Genomic DNA, 22283 nt, shown 5'->3' on the forward strand with positions numbered 1-22283 from the left:
TTTTTGGCGGATTCTCGCTGTTTGTTACGGCTGTTTCGTAGGTTCCAGTGCAGATCAGCGGGCGATCCTGCCGCCGATCACAATCCAAGGCCAGCCGCCGGTTTCGGTTCGAACCGATCTCACCGGGTTTTCATGATTGTCCGGATCAATGGTCACCCCGCCCTGCCACCACAACACATCATCATCGACCAGAATATCAGCCCCTGCTGCGCGGCATTGGGTTTGGGGCAGATCACTTTTGAGATCGACCACGATATCGGCATTGCGACAGGCATAGAACGGGTTGGCGAATGTGTTGGCGATCACGATGGTCTTTTGCCTATCACTGCCCATCACAACACGGCACGGATCATTGGCGCATGTTTGCAGATGCCTGTCTTCGTTTTCAGGGCGCAGTCCAAACCGCGCCATCCACAGGGATTTTTGAAATGAAGACAGTTTTTGCGGGATGTGGAGAACCTGTTGGTCGCGATCAAAAACCGCCCAGCTTTCCCTGTCGCCGGAAATCAGAATATCAGGAGAATGATGGCGCGATTGAATGATTATCCCCGCGATCAGTATTGGGATCACAGGTAACACCAACCAGCGATCCCGCCAGATCACGCACCATGTTAGCGCTAACATCGCGCAAGATACCGCCACGGCATCAAGGCCCGCAACGTACCATAATCCCCATTCGACACTGCCCAACCCAGATGCGGTATCAAGTAAAACGGTCAAACCGGGCTGCATCAACCACAGTACGGGGTACTCAAAGCCAAAGGGCATCAGGGCAAGTGCGGCAACAATCAATGGCATGATCCAAAACGCCATTACCGGTATGGCAATCAGGTTTGCCACCACGCCCAAGGCGGATATCCGGCCGAAGTGATAGCCAATGATCGGGGCCGTCACAGCGGTAACAATGATGCCCGTAATGACAAGCCCGACCAGATAGACCATCGCGCGTTCAAACCATGGCCGGGCTCCCTGCCCATCAAGCCAACGCCGTCCCGGTCCATCGTAAAAGGCAACCAGCGCGCCGACAGCGGCAAAGGAAAGCTGAAAACTTGCGCCCAAAACCACATCAGGTCGCAAGAGCAAAACAATCACCGCAGCCACCCCGACCAGACGCAGCGAAATGGCGCGTCGATCCAGTAGCAAGGCAACCCAAACCACAAGCAGCATGACATATGCCCGCTGGGTCGGAACGGTTGCGCCGGATAATCCAAGATAGACCAGCCCGGCCACCATCGCACCAACTGCGGCCCATTTCTTAATCGGATAACGCAAGGCAATCGTCGGGACTGCCGACAAGCCCAAGCGGATCAGGAAAAATACCGTTCCACACAGAAGCCCCATATGCAGGCCTGATATTGCCAAAAGATGGGCAAGTCCGGATTTTCGCAAATCTTCGGCAATATCGGGCCGAACATCACCCCGTTCACCAATGATCAGGGCCTTGGCAATTCCAGCTTCCGGGGGGCGCATACCATCGTCAATCCTGCGCGATACACTTTGTCGCAAAACTTCGAAATAACTTAATAATGAACTGATTTCATTAGATTTATCACTTTGTGATCGAGACACTTCGAATTGACGACCAAAGGCAAAGCCGGTTGCGCCAATATCACTAAAGTAAAGATTGCGGGCAAAATCGGGATCACCGGGCACGGACGGCGGGCGCAACGGAAACAGGCGTGCCTTGACCGATATCTGATCGCCAATCGCAAGATCGCTATCGCCCAGAAAACTGATCCGCACTTTCCAATCAAAACCATCCTGATCCAAACCGTCGATATGCGTCGGATCGATGGTTGCGCGCAATCGGCTTCCACGCGGTTCAAGGGCAGAAACCACGCCGGTTACTGTGGTTGAATACAACGTCCGCGTCAGAAGGTTCGTCGGCCCGGCCTGGGTATGAAGAGCAGCGATCAAAAGTCCGGCGACAAGACATGCCAGAGATTGCAGGACAAACGCCACCATGGCCCGGCGACGGGACCGCCAAAATCCGCACAGCAAAAGAATCAAAACCAAGGCGGCCTGATGCGGCCAGATACGCGCAGGAAGACAAAAATACAGCGCGCATCCCAACCCAAAGAAGAGAACCGACGACAGGAACCATTTATTTCTTTGATGTGCAACAGCGGATGCAATCTGTGAAGGTACCTCCACAAGATATTGTTTTTTCAATATTCCACTGAAGTGTCTTCGACGAATGTCCAATAGCCTACCCGGCGGTTAGTTTCTATCTAACATCGGCTGTGGTGCAACAGCGTGTCATTTGTGCTATAGCCTGCACGCCAAAAGTCCTTGCGACAAGCGACAACATCCAAATAACGGATATATTGAATGACGGTTGTTACCCGTTTTGCCCCGTCCCCGACCGGGTTCTTACACATCGGCGGCGCACGTACCGCCCTTTATAACTGGCTTTATGCCAAACATACTGGCGGCAAGTTCTTGCTGCGTATCGAAGACACTGACCGCGAACGTTCAACCCCTGAAGCTGTCGAAGCTATTTTTGACGGGTTGAACTGGCTGGGCCTGACCGCCGACGAAGAGCCGACTTTCCAGTTTGCCCGTCGCGACCGCCATGCCGAGGTTGCCCAATCCCTTCTGGATGTAGGCAAGGCATATTATTGCTATTGCTCGCCCGAAGAACTGACCATCATGCGCGAAAAAGCACGCGCAGAAGGCCGTCCGATGAAGTACGACGGCACCTGGCGTGACCGTGATGCGTCTGACGCCCCTGAGGGCATCAAGCCTGTTGTGCGGCTTAAATCGCCACAAGAAGGCGATGCGGTGATCAATGATCAGGTGCAGGGCGAAGTCCGGGTTGGCAACGAACAGCTTGACGATTACGTCATTCTGCGCGGCGATGGCACGCCGACCTATATGCTGTCAGTTGTTGTCGATGATCATGACATGGGTGTCACCAATGTGATTCGCGGCGATGATCATCTGACCAACGCATTCCGCCAGAAAGCTTTGTATGACGCACTGGGCTGGGATGTACCGACATTTGCCCATATTCCGCTTATTCATGGCCCGGACGGTGCAAAACTTTCCAAACGTCATGGCGCGTTAGGTGTTGATTCCTATCGCGATGAAATGGGTTTCCTGCCCGAAGCGGTTAACAACTATCTGCTGCGTCTTGGCTGGGGCCACGGTGATGATGAAGTCATCTCCCAGGAGCAGGCAATTGAGTGGTTTGACATCACCGATGTCGGTAAGGGTGCTGCGCGATTTGACTTCGCGAAGCTGACAAACCTTAACGGCATCTACATGCGCCAGGCAGACGACAAGCGGCTAGTAGACGAGATTTCCCAACGGGTTGCGACCCTGATTGGAAGCGATGCAATTGATGCAGCGCAAAAAGAAATCTTGATCAATGGCATGTCAGGCCTTAAAGAAAGGGCTAAGACACTCATCGAGCTCGCCTGCTCTTCGGCCTTCTACGTTACGGATGGCGTTACGTCATTTAACGAGAAAGCTCAGTCCCTCATTGATAGCGCACCCGAAGGTCTGTTTGCTGAACTGGCCAACAGTCTCGAAGCGCTTGATAGCTGGACCGAAGAGAACGTTGACGCAAGTGTCCGCGAAACTGCCGAAAAACTCGATCTTAAACTCGGTAAAGTCGCGCAACCCTTGCGGGCGGTGCTCACAGGTTCCAATTCTTCACCAGGCATTTTCGACGTAATGATCGTGCTTGGCAAAGAGCAAACGCTGAAACGCATCCGACATTTCGGTGCATAACAACAGCGAATAACGAAAAAGCTAATAGTCTGTTTGCGCTTGGTGCGCCGCAGCATTATGCTGTATCCAACTTGAAACCGTGTTCGTTCAAACAGGGAAGGAAAAATAGTCATGGCTGATAATTCCAAGACTTCCCACACCGTAACACTGACCGACAATGCCACAGGCAAGTCGATCGAGATGCCGGTGCTTAAGGGTAGCGTAGGACCGGATGTAATCGACATTCGTAAACTCTATGCTGAAACTGGATTTTTCACATACGATCCTGGCTTTACGTCGACCGGCTCCTGCCAGTCCGAGCTGACCTATATTGATGGTGATGTGGGTATCCTGCGCCATCGTGGGTATGCGATTGACGATCTTGCAGAAGACTCAGACTTCCTGGAAGTTTGCCATCTGCTGATTTATGGCGAGTTGCCAAACGCCACCGAAAAGAAACAGTTCGAAACCGACATCACCCTGCACACCATGGTGCATGAACAGATGCGCAATTTCTATAACGGCTTCCGCCGCGATGCGCATCCGATGGCCATTATGGTTGGTGTTATTGGCGCGATGTCTGCTTTCTATCATGACAGCACCGACATCAATGACCCGCAGCAGCGTCTGATTTCGGCATATCGCCTGATTGCGAAAATGCCGACCATCGCAGCGATGGCGTATAAATATTCGATCGGTCAGCCGTTCCGTTATCCGAACAACAAACTCGGTTATGCGGAAAACTTCCTGCAGATGATGTTTGGCAACCCGTGCGAAGAGTATGTTGTTAATCCTGTTCTGGCCAAAGCAATGGATCGTATCCTGATCCTCCATGCCGACCATGAGCAGAATGCATCGACCTCGACCGTACGTCTTGCCGGTTCTTCGGGTGCAAATCCGTTTGCATGTATTGCTGCTGGTATCGCGTCCCTTTGGGGGCCGGCACATGGTGGTGCGAACGAAGCCGTTCTTAAAATGCTCAACGAAATCGGCGATGTGAAAAACATCCCGGAATATGTTGCAAAAGCAAAAGACAAGAACGATCCGTTCCGCCTGATGGGCTTTGGTCACCGCGTTTACAAAAACTACGATCCGCGCGCCAAAGTCATGCAGGAAACCTGCCACGAAGTTCTCAAAGAACTCAACGTCAGCGATCCGTTGCTTGACGTTGCGCAGGAACTTGAACGTATTGCACGTGAAGACGAGTACTTCATCGAGAAGAAACTCTATCCAAACGTCGATTTCTACTCGGGCATCATCTTTAAGGCGATGGGCATTCCGGTCAGCATGTTTACCGTGCTGTTCGCGGTTGCACGTACCGTCGGCTGGATCGCCCAGTGGAAAGAAATGATCGAAGATCCTTCGCAGAAAATCGGTCGTCCGCGTCAGCTGTTTACCGGCGTCGCAGAACGTCCGTTTGTTCCGGTCGACAAGCGTTAATTCGCGGCGACCACAGACGCGATCTGAACAAAAAGAAAGGCCCGGAGTTTTCCGGGCCTTTCTTGCATCTAACGTATAAAGAGACGGTGTTTTACCAGCTTCCGGTGTTTTCCATGCTGGCCCATGGTTCCGCTGATTTGAGGTTTTCACCCTTTTGCAGGAACTCGATGGAAATGCCATCAGGGGAACGTACAAATGCCATCCGGCCATCGCGGGGCGGACGGTTAATGGTCACACCGGCATCCATCAGTTTCTGACAGAGCGCATAGACGTCATCAACTTCATAGGCCAGATGGCCAAAGTTGCGACCGCCTGAATAGCTTTCCGGATCCCAGTTGTAGGTCAGTTCAAGTTCCGGTGCCTTGGTTGCCTTGGCACTGTCAACGTCAGCGGGCGGTGCCAGATAAATCAGGGTAAAACGCCCCTGCTCGCTTTCGATGCGGCGGGTTTCGCTCATGCCGAGCAGGTCACAATAAAATTTCAGCGAATCATCGATATTTTCGACACGCACCATCGTGTGCAAATAACGCATAACAATGTCTCCGTCATGAAGTGATCAATGACGTGAAACTATGCGTTATCAGGCGATAACACCACCCTGCGTCGACTATTTTTTGGCGATGATTTTCAAAATTTGCTCGGCGGCCTTTTCACTTGGCGCACGCCCGCCAAACCCCAGCAGGTGGCAGGCTTCGTCAAAGCCGTCCTTCTGCTCTTGGCGGATCGGACTGTCTCCGAGCAAGCCATCAAGTATTGGTGTAATATTGCCCGGCTGACACTTATCTTGCAGGAATTCCGGGATAAGCTTACGCCTCAGCACCAAATTGACGATGGTTACCGTATCAATCTTGATCAGGCGTTTGGCAATCCAGCCGGTTATTGCGTTCACCTGATAGGCAATCACATGGGGCACACCGGAAATGGCAAGCTCCAGCGATACCGTGCCCGATGCCGCCAAGGCACAGTATGCAGCGGCAAACGCATCGTGGCGTTCCTGATCGGTTGAAACAACGATGGGCGACAATGGCCAATCTTTCATTTCCGCGGTTACGGTATCGGCGACCTTGGCTACGGTTGGCACGACGATGCGTGTATCAGGATATTTGGCCGCAATGTCCGTGATCACGGTTTTAAACACAGGTAACAGACGTTTGACTTCTGAATTGCGGCTGCCGGGTAAAACAGCGAGCAGCTTTGTCTTGTCGCTCAGACCATGCTTGGCCCGAAAACGATCTGCATCCCCATCGTGACGCTCTTCGACGGCTGAGTGGCCAATAAAGGTGGTTGGCAGGCCTTCTTTTTCGAAATAGGGCGGTTCAAACGGCAGAAGAGCCAAAAGGTGATCAAGGAAACCGGCAATTTTGCGCGCGCGCCCTTCGCGCCATGCCCAGACAGAGGGTGCTACATAATGGACAAGCGGTATGCCCTTCCCCTTTAACTTCTTACCAACACGAAAACTGAAATCGGGGGCATCGATTGTCACCACGACATCGGGTTGTTCGGTTTGGGCAAATTTTGCGGTCTGTGAAATACGCTTGAGAAGATGCGGGATATGCGGCACGACTTCCGTCAGGCCCATGACCGACATTTCATTCATCGGAAACAGGCTGCTTAGGCCTTCACGTTCCATGCGCGGGCCACCAACGCCGATAAAGCGCGCATCGGGTGCCTGTGCCTTGATGGCAGCCATCAAACGCCCGCCCAACTGATCGCCAGATGCTTCACCGGCAACAAGCATGATCTTAGGGCCGTTAGAAACGGTCTGAGTGGTCATTGATCATCATCCGCGCGCAAACCAACGACAAACATCCCAAGCGCATCAGCACGGGCTAAAACCGCCTCACGGTCAATGATCATGGTCCCACCGGCAAGAAGTGCGATGCCACGCAGGCCTGCCTTATGAGATTCTTCAATGGTTCTTAGTCCAATGGCCGGCAGATCAAGGCGTTTGTCCTGTTGCGGCTTGGCCGATTTCACCAGAACACCACCGACGCCTTCGCGTTTATACAGGGCAGACCGGCGGAGCATTTCATCGGTGCCCTCAATCGCCTCAAGAGCCAGAACAAGTCCTTGTTGAACTACACAGCCCTGCCCAACATCGGCCTGACCAAGGATCCGGGCCACCGAAAGGCCGTGTTTGGCGTCGCTCATTGCCTGTTCATCTGGCTGAACTGTGCCAAGCACGCCTTCTTCGACCGCCAAATCGGTCAGGATTTCATGCGCCCCGATCAGCCGGAAACCTTCGCGTTCGAGTTCCTGACCAACAAGACGCAAGAGCCCATCATCGCCCAGCGCCTTCATACCGACTTTCATCAGAAGTTTGGTGGCGCGCCAATCAGGCCGCATGGCGGAAAAGCTTGGTCGTGCCACCTTGCCGGCCAACACAATATCTTCGCAGTCCTCTGCGCGCATGGCATCAAGGATTTTGGCCGCGGCACCAAGACGCAAGGTGGTTTGTGGGTAGCTTTCAAGCGTCGGGTCATTGGCATGACCATCAAGCATCACAACGAAAACAGCCCGCCCGGCGGCCTTGGCAGCAGCAGCCAAACGGGCCGGAAGCGAACCGCCCCCCGCAATGATGCCCAATTTCGGCGGCGAATTATCCTGAGGAGCTGTCATATTTTGGTGTGCATACGGAACGCATGCTTTCTGCTTTCAGGAAGTCGATGATTTCCATCACCGGACCGAGGCCTTCGAAATCCTTGGAGACTTCTTCGACACGTTCGGCAAGCGTACCTTCCTGTGCGAACAGCAGGCGATAGGCTTTACGCAGGGAATGGATCGTTTCACGATCAAACCCGCGCCGTTTCAGGCCAATGATGTTCAAACCGGAAAGATAGGCCCGGTTGCCAATCACCGATCCATACGGGATCACGTCGCTATCAACACCGGTCATGCCGCCGATCATGGCGTGTTTGCCGATGCGGACAAACTGATGAACGGCCGACAGACCGCCAACAATGGCGAAATCCTCGACCAGGACATGGCCCGCCAAGGTTCCGTTATTGACCAGAATACAATGGTTCCCGACATGACAATCGTGACCAACATGGGCCCCGGTCATCAAAAGGCAGTCATCGCCAATTGTGGTTTCCATCCCGCCGCCTTCGGTGCCGGGATTAAGGGTGGCACCCTCGCGGATTTTGGTACGGTTGCCAACAATCAGGCGGCTTTGTTCACCCTTGAACTTAAGGTCCTGCGGGGCATGACCGACAGAGGCGAACGGATAGACTTCACATTCATCACCAAGGGTTGTCACGCCTGCCATTGCCACATGGCTGTGCAGTTTTACCCGGTCCCCCAAGACAACCTTCGGGCCGACCACGCAATAGGGCCCGATTTCGACATCCTGACCAATCTGCGCGCCATCTTCGACGACGGCGGTTGGATGCACTTTTGACATTATCAGTTATCCCGGATCATCGCGGCGATTGTGGCCTCGGCAACGACTTGCCCATCCACTTTGACTTGGCTTTCGAATTTCCAGACCGGACCACGGCTTTGTTTTTTGACCACGTGAATGTGCATGACGTCACCCGGCGTCACCGGTTTACGGAAACGCGCACTGTCGATGCTCATGAAATAAACGAGTTTGCCTTCGGCACCCTCACCAAGAGTCTGCACGACAAGAATGGCCGCCGTTTGCGCCATGCTTTCGATAATCAGAACGCCCGGCATGATTGGTTGCTGCGGGAAATGACCGGTGAACTGCGGCTCGTTCATCGTGACGTTTTTGATGCCGGTCGCCGACTCACCCGGGGCAATATCGATTACTTTATCGATCAGCAAGAACGGGTAACGATGCGGAATCATTTCCATAATGCGCTGAATATCAACACTTAACAGTTCGGTCATGCGTATCGTCCTTATTTCTTTTTTCGTATCAGACGCGACAAGGCCACCGTCTGCTTATGATAGTCCATGACCGGGACAGCAGGGCTTCCGCCCACGGTCTCACCCGGTCCGATATTTTTCATGACACCTGATTGCGCAGCAACTTTGGCGCCATCGCCAATTTCAAGGTGCCCGGTTATGCCAGCCTGACCGGCAAGAACAACAAAATTGCCAAGCTTGGTCGAACCGGAAATCCCGACCTGGGACACAATAACACAGCCCATGCCAAGTTCGACGTTATGGCCGATTTGCACCAGATTGTCGATACGGCACCCGTTCCCGATCACGGTATCGGGTCCTGCCCCACGGTCAATCGTCGAGTTTGATCCGACCTCGACATCATTGCCGATGACAACGCGGCCAAGTTGGGGAACCTTTGCATGGCCTTGCGGGCCCATGGCAAAGCCAAAACCGTCTTGACCGATACGTGCACCGGGGTAAATCAGGCACAGATTGCCAATCAAACTGTGGCTGATGGTTGCACCGGCACCGACTTTGCAGCCCGAACCAATAACAACACCGTCGCCAATCACCGCGTTGGACGCAATGATTGTGCCGTCCCCGATTTCACAGTTTGCACCGATCACGGCACAGGCATCAATTTGAACCCCGGTGCCAAGCTTGGCCGTTGGATCAATCACCGCACGATCCGAAATGATGCCATTACCGGTTTCAAATGGATAATACGCCGTTGCGGCCTTAGCATAGGCGCGGTACGGATCATCGGTCGTAAAAAGCACCATGTTTTTGGGGGCGCGATCTGCAAATTCGGGACGCACGAAACACGCACCAGCGCTACTTCCGACGAACGCATCAATGTATTTGCGATTGTCAAAGAAGCTCAGGATCGTGCTGTCGGCGATTTGCAGCGGTGCGACATCATCAAAACGGCGTTCCGCGTCCGGTGCATTGACCGGGGTCGCACCAGTCAGCTCAGCGATTTCTTTGACGCTGAACGGTCCTTTGCGATGAAAGAAACGCGGATCAGCCATTACGAGCCTTCCTTGAATTCAACCTGAATCGTTGGCAGTTCGGCATTGATACGGTTGAGGATTTCAGCCGACGCGTTCATCCCCTTGGCATGGAGGATGACCTCACTTTTGCGTAAAACCAAGGTTGATTTACGTTCTTCGGCCAGTGCGGCAACGATTTCAATCAGCTTCTTCTGAAAAGTTCCGTTGGCAACCGCACGTGCTTCGTCAAGTACGCGGTTACGTCCCTGTGCGAACTTCTGAAAATCGGCAACTTTCTGCTGAAAGGCCTTTTGCTTTCCCTGAAAGACATCATTGGCAAGCAGGGTTCGCTGCTGAGCCAGTTGTTTGTCTTCTTCACGCAGGGCCTGCTGGCGGGTTTCGATTTCCTGCTGATAGGCTTGCTGACGTTCTTTAAGCTGCTTATTGACGTCGCGCATTGCCGATGATTCACGCAAGATACCGTCGATATCGACGATCATGACGTTTGCAAGCGTCTCCGTCGATAACGCATCTTGCGCCCGAACTTCGGTCGACAAACCGATGCCCGAGATAACTGCAACAGCGAACGCGACGTTACGGATCGATTTCATAATGCTCATTTTAGAATCTGGTCCCGAAGTTAAGACGGAACACTTCCTCTTTGTCGTAATCTTCTTTCAAAACGGCCTGTGACAGATCGACACCGATGGGGCCAAACGGCGATTCCCAACCAACGCCAACCCCGACAGATCCACGCAGTGAACCTTCGTCATAGATTTCGCCAGGCCGGGCACCGTCTACACCTTCGGACGAACCGAAGTCACTAAAGACGCGACCTTTCAGGGCAAACTCAGACGGCAGTCCAAGCGGGAAGTCCATTTGCACAGACCCCGTGTAGTAGGTTTTGCCGCCAAGAGCATCGCCTGTGGCGATGTCTCGCGGCCCAACGCCAGCCGATTCAAACCCACGCAGGTTTGCACCGCCTGTAAAGAAGCGCTGGGAGATGCGCGTGTCGTCCCCAATACCAAAGATGTACCCCGTCGACGCACGTGTCGAGAGCACCCACTCATTTTCACGATCCAGCGGATAATAATATCCACCTTCAATACGCGTGCGAAGATAGGTTTCATCACCACCGAGCCCGGCGAAATCGTTCGACAGCCGTGCGAAATAACCTTCGGTGGGAGAATAAGAGCTATCACGTTTGTCATAGGTCAGTGTGTGACCGATCGAAGATTCAACGAATTCTGTTTCTTCAGCCAACAACAGTCGTGACGCTTCATTTTCGTTGATATTGGAATACGAATTCTGTTCCAGACCATAACGAAGCGAATGTGACAGTTCCTCGGAGTATTTGAACCCGGCGCGCAAGCGGCCGCCCGTTTGCTCTTCGTCGTAAGAACTTTCGTCCTGGTTGTCCTCTTCACGGCGATAAAGATCAAAACCCGCGGCGATTTCACGATCCAGGAAATATGGCTCGGTAAAGGAAAGGTCGACCTGTTGATCTGAAGACCCAAGTGTAAAGTTAAGACGCAAATCCTGACCTTTACCCAACAGGTTACGTTCACGAATGCCCAGCTGACCAAACGCACCATTATCGGTTCCGTACCCGGCCCCAATCGAGAATTCGCCTGTCGATTTTTCTTCGACGTCGACTTCAAGAACAGTCTGGTCAGGCGTTGTGCCCGGCAGGGTCTTGACGTCAACCGATTTGAAGAAGTTCAGGTTCTCGATACGTTGTTTAGACCGCTTCATTTTCGAACTGCTAAACGCATCGCCCTCGACAAGGCGGAATTCACGCCGGATCACTTCATCAAGCGTTCGCACGTTCCCGACAACGTTAATGCGCTCGACATAGACCTTTGGTCCTTCGGCAATCGTGAAGGTCACATCAATTGTGCCGTTTTCACGGTTACGCTGCACATTTGGCCGAATATCAATGAAGGCATAGCCCTGATCGCCAACCTGGGTGGTCAAAACTTCAATGGCGTCATCGACCATATCGGCATTGTACCATTCCCCAGCCTCGATTTCGATCAAAGGCACCAATGCTTCGGCATCAATTTTGTCAATCTGCGACACCACATTGATCGTGCCAAACTGGTAACGGCTGCCTTCGCTGACGGTATATGTGATGAAGAAATCGGAGCGATCCGGCGTCAATTCTGCGACGGAAGACAGCACCTGAAAATCAGCGTAGCCCGCCGAAAGATAAAAACGACGCAGCAGTTCACGGTCAAACGTCACGCGGTCCGGGTCGTAATTGTCGTCAGATGTCAGGATTTTCCACCAGGCACTTTCGGTTGTGCGAATGACTTCGAGAAGCTCACCATCGTCAAAGGCCTTATTGCCAACGAAGTTGACTTTCCGAATGCCCGTCGCTTCGCCTTCTTCAATCTCGAAAACCAGATCGACGCGGTTTTGCTCAAGCTGGATGACCTTGGGTTCAACCGTCGCGGCAAACCGGCCATTACGGCGGTAAAGTTCAAGAATACGCTGCACGTCGGACTGAACCTTGGTACGCGTGTAAACCACACGCGGACGCAATTGAAGCTCGGTACTGAGCGTATCATCTTTCAGACGCTGATTACCTTCAAAGGCAATACGGTTAATGATCGGGTTTTCAACGACATTAACCAGAAGCACGCCTTGATTGAATGAAATCGATACATCGGCAAAAAGTCCTGTCGAAAACAGCGCTTTAAGGGAATCGTTGATTTTCTGTGCGTCGTAAGGATCGCCCGCTGCAACCGTCAGGTAGGCATCAACGGTCGCACTTTCGATACGATTGTTCCCATCCACCTTGATGTCGCGGATCACGCCCGAACTTTGGGCATATGCAACCGTGGACACAATCATTGGCGTCGTCGCGCCAAGCAAAGCCGTAAAAATTACGGCTGCTTTTACCCTACGCAGCAAGTTAACCCCCCTTTTGCCGTCATTCATTAGCCAGCAAGTCCTTTGAGGAAACTAAAGACGCCCAACTGCGTCAAATCGTTCCAGGTTGCGAAAATTATTAAGCTGAATACCAAACCCGCGCCAATACGGAAACCATATTCTTGTGCTTTTGTCCCCAATGGCTTACCGCGAATTGCCTCAATCGCATAAAACACCAGATGGCCTCCATCGAGAACCGGAACAGGCATCAGGTTAATCAACCCAAGGCTGATGGACAAATACCCCATAAAGAACAGCAAGGGACCAAAGCCACCTTCGGCGACTTCGCCAGACATTTGCGCAATGCGGATCGGTCCGCCCAATTCCGAACTATCACGATCACCACTGATCATTTCGCCAATGGCCGAGAATGTTTGCGTTGTTAAGGTATAGAACGATGTAAACGCCCGCCCCGCGGCATCAATCACGCCATCGCGACTGGTTTCAAAAGCCCCGGCAGTAATACCAAGACGTCCAAATGTCTGCGTGCCATCGCCCTCTTCGGAGGTTACAGCTTCCGGGGTGACAAGAAGGTCAAGCGGTGCATCGTTGCGAACAACCGACAAACGCAGTTCTTCGGCCGGATGAGCGCGGACAATTTCAGATAGATCGGAGAACCATTCGACCTGATCACCATCAATCGCGGTAATGCGGTCTTCGGCCAAAAGGCCGGCACTCGCGGCCGGGCTGTTGTCCATGACCTCGCCAACCACGGGCAAAGCGCGCTGTTGACCAACGGCAGCAAACAGGAAGGTGAAAACGACAATAGCAAACAGGAAGTTGGCAAGCGGGCCCGCAAAAACGATGGCAGCGCGTGCAGCAACACTTTTGTTATGGAACGCGAACTGTTTTTCGTCTTCGGCAAGGTCATCACGCTGCCCGGCACTTGCCGGGTTCATGTCGCCAAACATCTTCACATATCCGCCAAGCGGCAGAAGACTGACTTTCCAGCGCGTTCCTTTTTTATCAACCCAGCCAAACAGTTCCGGCCCGAAACCAATTGAAAAGGCTTCGACTTTCACGCCGTTTTTGATCGCAACCCAGTAGTGCCCGTACTCATGAACAAAAACGAGAACCGAGAGCACAAATAGAAAAGAAAGCAAGGTTTCCATCAAGACGTCCCTTATCCGGTAAAACCGGTGTTATTTACTTAAACAGCAGCGATGCGTGCTGCTGTTTCACGTCGGACCATGGCATCTGTCGCAAATACCTGATCCAGGTCGACAAGGTCTTCCTTGCCGATTTTATCCATCATGTCCTCGACGATTTCTGCAATCGCAAGGAAGCCGATTTTGTCGCCAAGGAACGCCGCAACCGCAACCTCGTTTGCCGCATTCAAGACAGTAGGCAGTGTGCCCCCCGCCTGCAAGGCTTCTCGTGCCAAACGCAGTGCCGGGAAGCGAACAATATCTGGCGCCTCGAAGTTCAAACCTCCGATCGTGGCAAAATCAAGACGCGGTGCGTCAACCTTGATCCGTTCAGGCCATGAAAGCGCATAGGCAATCGGTGTTCGCATATCGGGCGAGCCAAGCTGGGCCAGCACAGATCCATCAGCATATTCGACCATGCTGTGCACGACCGACTGGGGATGGACAACAATTTCGATCCGTTCTTCGGGAACCGGGAAAAGATGGCGCGCTTCAATCAGCTCAAGCCCCTTGTTCATCATGGTTGCCGAATCAATCGAGATTTTGGCACCCATATCCCAATTTGGATGGGCCAGCGCCTGCGCGCGGGTCACCGATTTCATCTCGTTCAGTGACCATGCCCGAAACGGCCCCCCGGACGCGGTAAGCAAAATACGCTCGATCTGGTCTTCGGCCCGGTCTTCGAGCACCTGAAAAATCGCACTATGTTCCGAATCGACGGGAATAAGGGTTGCGCCGTGCGCCACAACTTCCCGGGACATCAGACTTCCCGCACAGACGAGCGTTTCCTTATTTGCGAGCCCCACCCGCGCACCACGACGAATGGCCGCAAGCGTTGGCTTAAGGCCCGCCGCCCCGACGATTGCGGCAATGACAATATCAGACGGCCGTGAAGCCGCCTCGACAAGGGCGTCTTCGCCAGCCGTCACCTCAATGTCGGTATCTGACAATGCGTCACGCAGTTGGGAGAAACAGTCGGGATCCCCAATGACAGCACATTTTGCGCCAAGGTCACGGGCGGTTTTGGCAAGTGCATCAACATTGCGGTGCGCGGTAACCGCATCGACGCAATATTTGTCAGCGTGCGTTTTTAGAATATCGACCGTACTTGTGCCGACAGATCCCGTAACGCCAAAAACACTGACGGATTTCTTCAAATTCATCAAACACCTGTCAGAAAGGAACCGGATGGATATCAGGCTCTATCGCAATGTGAGTCCAGCGAAACAGACAATGGCAAAGGCAACTGGAAACACCGTCAGCATTCCGTCAGCACGATCAAGCAGCCCACCATGCCCCGGGATCAAATTGCTGCTGTCCTTAACCTTGAAACGCCGTTTAAGAGCAGACTCAGCCAGATCACCGATCTGAGCCACAATCGCCAGAACCATACTGACCAGAACAATGAGCCAGTTGACCGCATCATTGCTGAAATAGGTCACAAGACCGCCAATAACGCCAGCACAGAACATGCCCCCAATCAAACCCGCCCATGTTTTCTTCGGGCTGAAACGCGGTGCCAGTTTTGGTCCACCAATCGCCCGACCAAAGGCATAGCCGCCTGTATCGGTCGCCCAGACAAGGAAGAACAACCACATGATGGTCAGAAGACCGTCAGCATCCTGATTGCGCAACCATAATGCCGACAATCCGGCAAGAGAGATGTAAAGAACACCAAATCCAGCCAGCAGCCAATTTTTGCCCCCACGGGCAACGGCAATAATCACACCGATCGCAATTGGCATAAATGCAAGCGGACCCTGCCCGGTCATATGCATCAGCATGGCAACGCCAACGGCCACAGCCGCGACAATCGACACACCGTTATAATGGGCAGGCACGCACATGCGCGCCCATTCCCACATCATGCCCGCGCAAAACAGAAATAACAGAATGTCGAAATAGGGTGAACCAAACCAGACAGCGGCAATTGCCACTGGTGTCATAACCAGCGCAGAAAGAATGCGTGGTTTTAGTCCGGAATTCGTATCTTTTTGACGTTCGGTTTCAGATGACTGCACCAAAACGCCGCTCCCGTCCGGCAAAGTTGTCAATGGCTCTTTCCAGATGGCTGCGGTCAAAATCAGGCCAGAGAACGTCTTCAAAGACAAACTCTGTATAGGCCGATTGCCACAGCAAGAAATTGCTGATCCGTTGTTCACCACTGGTTCTGATCAAAAGATCAGGATCGGGCATGCCAACGGTCGACAAGTTCTGTTCGATCAAGTCTTCGGTAACAGCATCCGCTGAAAGTTCCCCCGATGCGACTTTGCGCGCGATCTCGCGCACGGCCTGCGTAATTTCGGCCCGTGCCCCGTAACTCAACGCAATCGTCAAGTTAAGACGCGTGTTGTCACGGGTTTGGTCTTCGGCCTTGGCCAGAAGACCGCGAATATCATCGGCAAAACGTGTCCGGTCGCCGATGATGCGAATTTTCACGTTGTTTCGGTGCAACGTCGCAAGCTCACGCTTTAAAAACAGCCGCAAAAGTCCCATGAGATCACTGACTTCGCTTTCCGGGCGTTTCCAGTTTTCCGTCGAGAACCCATAGAGCGTCAGATACTCAATGCCAAGTTCGGCAGATGCCTCGACCGTGCGACGCACTGCTTCAACCCCGGCACGATGCCCCATCGTACGGGGTTTTCCACGCCCACGGGCCCAACGACCGTTGCCATCCATAATGATGGCAACGTGACGCGGAACACACGGCAGTTCTTTTTGTTGAGTTTGCGAAGACAGAACAGCCATGGTCAGACTTGCATGATTTCCTGTTCTTTGTGCGACAGCGTCTCATCGATGTCGGAAATGACCTTATCGGTCAGCTTCTGGATCTCTTTTTCTTCGTCATGCATCTCGTCTTTGGAGATGTCGCTGTCCTTTTCCCATTTTTTCAGCTGGTCCATGCCATCGCGGCGGACGTTACGAACTGAAATTTTGGCTTGCTCGGCATATTTGCCAGCAACTTTGGACAGCTCGGCACGGCGTTCTTCGTTCAATGCCGGAATCGGAACACGAACAAGGGTGCCATCAGCCGCCGGATTGAGGCCAAGGCCAGAATCGCGGATAGCCTTTTCAACGGATTTGACCATGGTTTTGTCCCATACCTGAACCGAAAGCATCCGAGATTCAGGAACACTGACAGAAGCCACCTGATTGAGCGGGGTCGGAACGCCATAGGCTTCGACCATGACCGGCTCAAGAAGGCTTACACTGGCACGTCCGGTGCGCAGACCGGTAAATTCCTTGTGCAGTACTTCTACGGCCCCTTCCATACGGCGGGACAGGTCCTTTTTTAGGCCAGCAACGTCAGACACGTTCAGTCTCCATTCGAAATAATCGTAAACGTCCCCTTTGCAGAGACAACATCTGCGAAGGCACCCGGATTATGCAAAGAAAATACGATAACCGGAATATCATTTTCGCGTGCCAAAGAAATAGCCGATGCATCCATCACACGCAAATCTTTGGACAAAACTTCCATATAGGTAAGTGAGTCGTAGCGCTCCGCGGTCGGGTCCGTTTTCGGGTCAGCGGTATAAACACCATCGACCTGCGTGCCTTTAAGCAGCGCATCACAGCCCATTTCAACCGCACGCAATGCGGCAGCGGTATCGGTGGTAAAGAACGGATTGCCCGTTCCCGCAGCAAAGATCACTACGCGACCTTTTTCCATGTGGCGAACAGCACGGCGGCGAATATAAGGTTCACAAACGGAAGACATTGGAATGGCAGACTGAACGCGAGTCTGGACACCGTGGCGCTCAAGCGCGTTTTGAACCGCGAGCGCATTCATGATGGTTGCCAGCATGCCCATGTAATCGGCTGTGGCACGTTCCATGCCCTGAGAGGCACCTTTGACGCCACGGAAAATGTTCCCGCCGCCAATCACCATGCAAACTTCAGCCCCCATGTCATGAACGACCTTGATTTCGCTGGCAATCCGGTCGACCGTCTCAGGATCGATACCATATTGCTGTTTACCTAGAAGTCCCTCACCCGAGAGCTTCAAAAGGACGCGGCGAAATTTCAGTTGGTCGTTTTCTGCCATGTCTTCAATGCCTCTTAATGCCGATGTCACGCATCCCCCAACGACGGGAAATGCAAAATTCAGATATAAAAAGACCGGCGAGTAACAGGGCGGATTTGCGCTGCCGACCTCGCCGGTCTGGATCATACACGAAATGGTGCGTAACGCACCATTTCGAAAAGATGTTTTATTTGTTCAGCTGCTCAGCAACTTCGGCCGCAAAATCTTTCTCTTCTCGCTCGATGCCTTCACCGAGTTCGAAGCGAACAAAGCCCTTGAGGGTAATCGGCTTGCCAGCTTCTTTAGCGACATTCTCGATTACGTCTTTAACTTTGTTTTCGCCGTCAATCACGAAGGTTTGCTCAACCAGAACAACCTGCTCGTAATATTTACGGATACGACCTTCGATCATTTTTTCGATGATCTCGATCGGACGGCCCGATTCTTTAGCCTGTTCGGTCAGAACGGTTTTTTCACGCTCGACCAGTTCCGGATCAAGATCGGCAACGGTTGCCGAAGCCGGGTTGGTTGCCGCAATGTGCATTGCGATCTGCTTGCCCAGACCTTCGAGAACAGCAGCGTCAGCTTCGGATTCCAGAGCCACCAGAACGCCGATTTTACCGAGATCGGTAGCAACAGCAGAGTGGATGTAAGAAGCAACAACACCTTTTTCGACCGACAGGCCAGCCGAACGACGAAGCGACATGTTTTCGCCAATGGTGGCGATCATGTGGGTGACCTGCTCTTCGACGTTACGCGATGTGCCCGGGAAAGCAGCAGCTTTCAGCGCATCAACGTCGCCATCAACAGAAACGGCCTGAACGGCAACTTCGTTGACAAATTTCTGGAAGTCTTCGTTACGCGAAACGAAGTCAGTTTCTGCGTTCAGCTCGACAACAGCACCTTTGGTACCGTTAACCGCAACGGCAACAAGACCTTCGGCAGCAACGCGGCCAGCTTTCTTGGCAGCATTTGCAAGACCTTTGGTCCGCAGCCAATCAACAGCAGCGTCGACATTGCCATCGGTTTCGGAAAGCGCTTTTTTGCAATCCATCATGCCAGCGCCGGTGGTTTCGCGAAGCTCTTTTACGAGAGCAGCGGTAATAGCCATTTCTTAAAGCCCCTATTACGCAATCAAGTTAACACCTAAAGAAACGGCGGCATCCTAGCCGCCGTTTCCCCGGGTACAAAATGAAAGTTATGCGGAAGCTGCTTCTGCAGCTGCTTCTTTCGTCGCGTTCGCTTCAGCCGGAACTTCTTCCGCTTCACCGAGATCCGCGCCAGAAGCGGTCATTTCTTCCTGAATACCATCAAGAACAGAACCAACGAACAGATCGCAATACAGCTGGATCGCACGGATCGCATCATCGTTGCCCGGAACCGGGTACTGAACGTTCGCCGGATCAGAGTTGGTATCGAGGATCGCAACAACCGGGATGTTCAGGTTCTTGGCGTCTTGAATGGCAAGTGCTTCTTTGTTGGTGTCAACCACGACAATAATGTCTGGCAGACCACCCATGTCCTTAATACCGCCCAGAGCGCGTTCAAGTTTGTCGCGCGAACGGGTCAGGTTCAGGATTTCTTTTTTGGTCAGACCTTCGGCACCCGAAGTCAGGATTTCGTCCTGTTCTTTGAGGCGTTTGATCGAATTGGAAACAGTGTTCCAGTTGGTCAGCATGCCGCCGAGCCAGCGATGGTTCACGTAGTACTGGCCGCAACGTTTTGCAGCTTCAGCAACGATCGGGGATGCCTGACGTTTGGTACCAACGAAAAGAACACGACCACCTGAAGCGGTAACGTCACGAACGGCCTGCATCGCACGATGCAGCATCGGGACAGTTTCCTGCAAGTTCAGGATGTGGATGTCGTTACGTGCACCAAAGATGAACTGCTTCATCTTCGGGTTCCAACGGCGGGTGTGGTGACCAAAGTGGACACCAGCTTCCATGAGCTGGCGCATGGTAAAGGTTGGCAAAGCCATGATAATTCCTACCTTTTTCCGGTTAATACCTCCGCGAAAGGGAATTTCATGCCTCATGCATGAAACACCGGATGGACGAGTTGCCATATGACGGCAGTCGCCGCTCTTTCGCGTGCGATGTTCGAGCGGGTTTTAATCCCGTCCCGTAAAGAATGCAAGCCCTAAAACCCCGCTGACACGCAATGGCACATGTTTGCCTGCTCAGCGGAACCAGAACGGCAATCTGGAACAACACTTTAAACGATCAGCCCCACATTTTCATAGTAAAAAACCCAAAGAAACAGCCGCCCCGGCGTGCGTAAAGACATTGATCGAATCGGAAATGCATACCGAAAAACCATTGACGATGTAAAACGTTCGTTTTACATATTTGATATGAACATAAAAACCAAACTCCTCACAGCCGCAGAGCAGCTTTTTGATCAGCATGGTTTCATGGCAACCAGCATGGACCGTTTGACCGCAGCCGCAGATATGTCCAGTCGCACGCTTTACAAACATATTGGCGGGAAAACTGGCCTCGTAACCGCCGTCTTGACGGCGCGAGACGAACGTTTCATGCAAAAGATCAACGTCAACAGTCTTGATGAACTGTTCAACGCGCTGGCGGAATGGGTTCGGGATGAAGGCGCGCGCGGCTGCCTTTTCCTGCGGGCCTACGGTGAAACGGGTGGTAACACGCCAGAAATAGCGGAAGTTGTCTTGGATCATAAAGCGGCATTTCGCAACCGACTTGACGAAATAGTCCGCTCAGAAGTCGGGCTTCATCACGCAAACGTCAGCGCCCTCGTCGACCAAATACTGATCTTGATTGAAGGCGCCACATCCGTTTCAGTTTACCAAGGTGAAGGTGCTATTTCTGCGGCACGCGACGCAGCGGCTGTCCTGATTACGCAGGCCCGATCATGAATGCTGCACTTCGCATCGGAACCACCGGATTTGGCTTGATCGCTGTTTGTTATGGCTTTGCGCGCTTTGCCTTTGGTTTGTTCCTGCCAGAAATTGACAATGATCTTTCTCTTGGTCCTACCTTATCGGGTATCATTTCAGGCGGCTCATTTTTTGGCTATTGCATTGCAATTGTCGCCTCGGCCACGTTAACCGAGCGGTTCGGTGCACGTGCAGTTGCAGTCTGCGCATCGCTGGTCGCAGCGATTGGTATGGCCGGAATTGCTGCGGCACCAAACGCAGTATGGCTTGCTGGTGCTGTACTTTTGGCGGGATCAAGCACGGGCTTGGCATCCCCACCAATGGCCGCCGCTGTCACAGCAGCGGTAAAACGTCATCAGCAGAACATAACAAACACCACGATCAATGCCGGGACAAGTGCGGGCATTGCACTTTCAGGCCCGATTGCATTGTTGGTTGCCGGGCAATGGCGTTTGGCGTTTGGCGGGTTCGCGCTTGTTGCCCTATTGATGGCATTCGTCGCACGCATAAGCCTGCCCCGCACGGACGACACCCCAAGTTCGCCGCAAAAATTACCGCCAATCACTGATGATGTCGTGCGACTGATTATCGCAGCGTTTCTGATGGGGGCTGCCAGTACAGCCCTTTGGTCCTTTGGCGGCCAGTTGGCAAACTTACACATGGGATGGAAGATAAACGATATCGGGATGCTATGGGTTGCCATCGGTTCAGCAGGCATTTTCGGCGCTTTTGCCGGTGCATTTGTTGCGCGCTTTGGTCTTAACCGCACCCACTGGATGTTTCTGGGATTGATGTCCGTTGGTATTCTCGCCGTCGGCATGACAGGGGCAACCCCCTTCACCACCCTTCTTGGCGGTGCATTGTTCGGGGCTTCTTATGTCATGTTAACCGGGGTGTATTTGATCTGGGGCGTTGCCGCGTCACCCAATCGCCCTGCGATGGGATTAATGATCGGTTTTCTTATGATCGCAGTTGGTCAAACGGCGGGAGCCCCAGTTTTCGGGATATTGATGGACGCGTTTGGCCCGGACCATGCGGTGATGGTTTTCATCGTGCTGGGACTTGCAGCCGGTGGGGCGAGTATCAGAAGAAAACTGGTCGCCGCAGGATGAAACGTCATGAGGGCTGGCAAAACCGCAAAGTGGTAATGACCGCGATACCCTGCTCGCATGCCGACCGGCGTCTGAACTCCCACAAAACCCGGCGATTAAGTTTCCTCTAAATTTCCTCGGCAAATTCAACGCCCGGAATAGCCC

Annotated in this window: 21 protein-coding genes; 4 read left to right on the forward strand and 17 right to left on the reverse strand. The window is 52.9% G+C overall.

Annotated features, from left to right (window positions below):
* Positions 1–54: 54 nt before the first annotated feature.
* Positions 55–2016, reverse strand: a complete 1962-nt coding sequence (locus tag AMM48_RS02655; protein ID WP_244271096.1) for a ComEC/Rec2 family competence protein — start codon at positions 2014–2016, stop codon at positions 55–57.
* Positions 2017–2331: 315 nt separating this feature from the next.
* Here AMM48_RS02655 and gltX point away from each other — a divergent pair, with 315 nt between their 5' ends.
* Both gltX and AMM48_RS02665 read left to right on the forward strand, forming a co-directional pair.
* Entirely contained in the window at positions 2332–3738 is a 1407-nt protein-coding gene (gene gltX / locus AMM48_RS02660) for a glutamate--tRNA ligase (RefSeq protein WP_102782799.1), read from the forward strand.
* 111 nt (positions 3739–3849) lie between these two features.
* On the forward strand, positions 3850–5157 hold the full coding sequence (locus AMM48_RS02665) for a citrate synthase (protein WP_101300610.1): 1308 nt from the start codon (positions 3850–3852) through the stop codon (positions 5155–5157).
* Between the two features lie 91 nt (positions 5158–5248).
* Here AMM48_RS02665 and AMM48_RS02670 read toward each other — a convergent pair whose 3' ends face one another.
* From AMM48_RS02670 to rpsB, 16 genes are all read right to left on the reverse strand, one after another.
* On the reverse strand, positions 5249–5689 hold the full coding sequence (locus AMM48_RS02670; protein WP_022732358.1) for a VOC family protein: 441 nt from the start codon (positions 5687–5689) through the stop codon (positions 5249–5251).
* A 75-nt stretch (positions 5690–5764) separates the two neighbouring features.
* On the reverse strand, positions 5765–6931 hold the full coding sequence (gene lpxB / locus AMM48_RS02675; protein WP_102782800.1) for a lipid-A-disaccharide synthase: 1167 nt from the start codon (positions 6929–6931) through the stop codon (positions 5765–5767).
* Positions 6928–7776, reverse strand: coding sequence for a UDP-2,3-diacylglucosamine diphosphatase LpxI (lpxI, locus tag AMM48_RS02680; protein WP_102782801.1), 849 nt, complete (start codon positions 7774–7776; stop codon positions 6928–6930). Before lpxI ends, lpxB begins: the two co-directional genes overlap by 4 nt.
* Positions 7757–8560: an acyl-ACP--UDP-N-acetylglucosamine O-acyltransferase gene (lpxA, locus tag AMM48_RS02685; RefSeq protein WP_022732361.1), complete on the reverse strand. Its 804-nt coding sequence runs from the start codon at positions 8558–8560 to the stop codon at positions 7757–7759. The genes lpxI and lpxA overlap by 20 nt, the downstream gene beginning before the upstream one ends.
* Before the next feature lie 2 nt (positions 8561–8562).
* Positions 8563–9012 (reverse strand): 3-hydroxyacyl-ACP dehydratase FabZ, encoded by a 450-nt coding sequence (gene fabZ / locus AMM48_RS02690; RefSeq protein ID WP_022732362.1) that lies wholly within the window; start codon positions 9010–9012, stop codon positions 8563–8565.
* A gap of 11 nt (positions 9013–9023) precedes the next feature.
* Entirely contained in the window at positions 9024–10043 is a 1020-nt protein-coding gene (gene lpxD / locus AMM48_RS02695; protein WP_102782802.1) for a UDP-3-O-(3-hydroxymyristoyl)glucosamine N-acyltransferase, read from the reverse strand.
* Complete coding sequence (locus AMM48_RS02700) at positions 10043–10624, reverse strand: OmpH family outer membrane protein (protein ID WP_102782803.1); 582 nt, start codon at positions 10622–10624, stop codon at positions 10043–10045. The genes lpxD and AMM48_RS02700 overlap by 1 nt, the downstream gene beginning before the upstream one ends.
* A gap of 1 nt (position 10625) precedes the next feature.
* Positions 10626–12923, reverse strand: coding sequence for an outer membrane protein assembly factor BamA (bamA, locus tag AMM48_RS02705; protein WP_347876271.1), 2298 nt, complete (start codon positions 12921–12923; stop codon positions 10626–10628).
* A 26-nt stretch (positions 12924–12949) separates the two neighbouring features.
* Positions 12950–14053, reverse strand: a complete 1104-nt coding sequence (rseP, locus tag AMM48_RS02710) for an RIP metalloprotease RseP (RefSeq protein WP_102782805.1) — start codon at positions 14051–14053, stop codon at positions 12950–12952.
* A gap of 38 nt (positions 14054–14091) precedes the next feature.
* Positions 14092–15252 carry a 1-deoxy-D-xylulose-5-phosphate reductoisomerase gene (locus AMM48_RS02715; protein ID WP_102782806.1) on the reverse strand — a complete coding sequence of 387 codons (1161 nt, stop codon included), beginning with the start codon at positions 15250–15252 and terminating at the stop codon, positions 14092–14094.
* A gap of 39 nt (positions 15253–15291) precedes the next feature.
* A complete protein-coding gene (locus AMM48_RS02720; RefSeq protein WP_244271097.1) occupies positions 15292–16110 on the reverse strand; it encodes a phosphatidate cytidylyltransferase in 819 nt (272 codons plus the stop codon).
* A complete protein-coding gene (locus AMM48_RS02725) occupies positions 16097–16837 on the reverse strand; it encodes an isoprenyl transferase (RefSeq protein WP_102782808.1) in 741 nt (246 codons plus the stop codon). The genes AMM48_RS02720 and AMM48_RS02725 overlap by 14 nt, the downstream gene beginning before the upstream one ends.
* Before the next feature lie 2 nt (positions 16838–16839).
* Entirely contained in the window at positions 16840–17403 is a 564-nt protein-coding gene (gene frr / locus AMM48_RS02730; protein ID WP_101300630.1) for a ribosome recycling factor, read from the reverse strand.
* Positions 17404–17405: 2 nt separating this feature from the next.
* Positions 17406–18137 carry a UMP kinase gene (pyrH, locus tag AMM48_RS02735; protein ID WP_022732371.1) on the reverse strand — a complete coding sequence of 244 codons (732 nt, stop codon included), beginning with the start codon at positions 18135–18137 and terminating at the stop codon, positions 17406–17408.
* Positions 18138–18303: 166 nt separating this feature from the next.
* On the reverse strand, positions 18304–19227 hold the full coding sequence (gene tsf / locus AMM48_RS02740) for a translation elongation factor Ts (RefSeq protein WP_101300632.1): 924 nt from the start codon (positions 19225–19227) through the stop codon (positions 18304–18306).
* Between the two features lie 87 nt (positions 19228–19314).
* Positions 19315–20097, reverse strand: coding sequence for a 30S ribosomal protein S2 (gene rpsB / locus AMM48_RS02745; RefSeq protein WP_022732373.1), 783 nt, complete (start codon positions 20095–20097; stop codon positions 19315–19317).
* Between the two features lie 294 nt (positions 20098–20391).
* Between rpsB and AMM48_RS02750 the strand changes: the two genes are divergently transcribed.
* Together AMM48_RS02750 and AMM48_RS02755 are read left to right on the forward strand one after the other, a co-directional pair.
* A complete protein-coding gene (locus AMM48_RS02750) occupies positions 20392–21006 on the forward strand; it encodes a TetR/AcrR family transcriptional regulator (protein ID WP_244271098.1) in 615 nt (204 codons plus the stop codon).
* Positions 21003–22139, forward strand: a complete 1137-nt coding sequence (locus AMM48_RS02755; RefSeq protein WP_102782809.1) for an MFS transporter — start codon at positions 21003–21005, stop codon at positions 22137–22139. The genes AMM48_RS02750 and AMM48_RS02755 overlap by 4 nt, the downstream gene beginning before the upstream one ends.
* Positions 22140–22283 lie beyond the last annotated feature (144 nt).

The organism is Thalassospira sp. GB04J01, from assembly GCF_000751115.1.
Lineage (GTDB): Bacteria > Pseudomonadota > Alphaproteobacteria > Rhodospirillales > Thalassospiraceae > Thalassospira > Thalassospira lucentensis.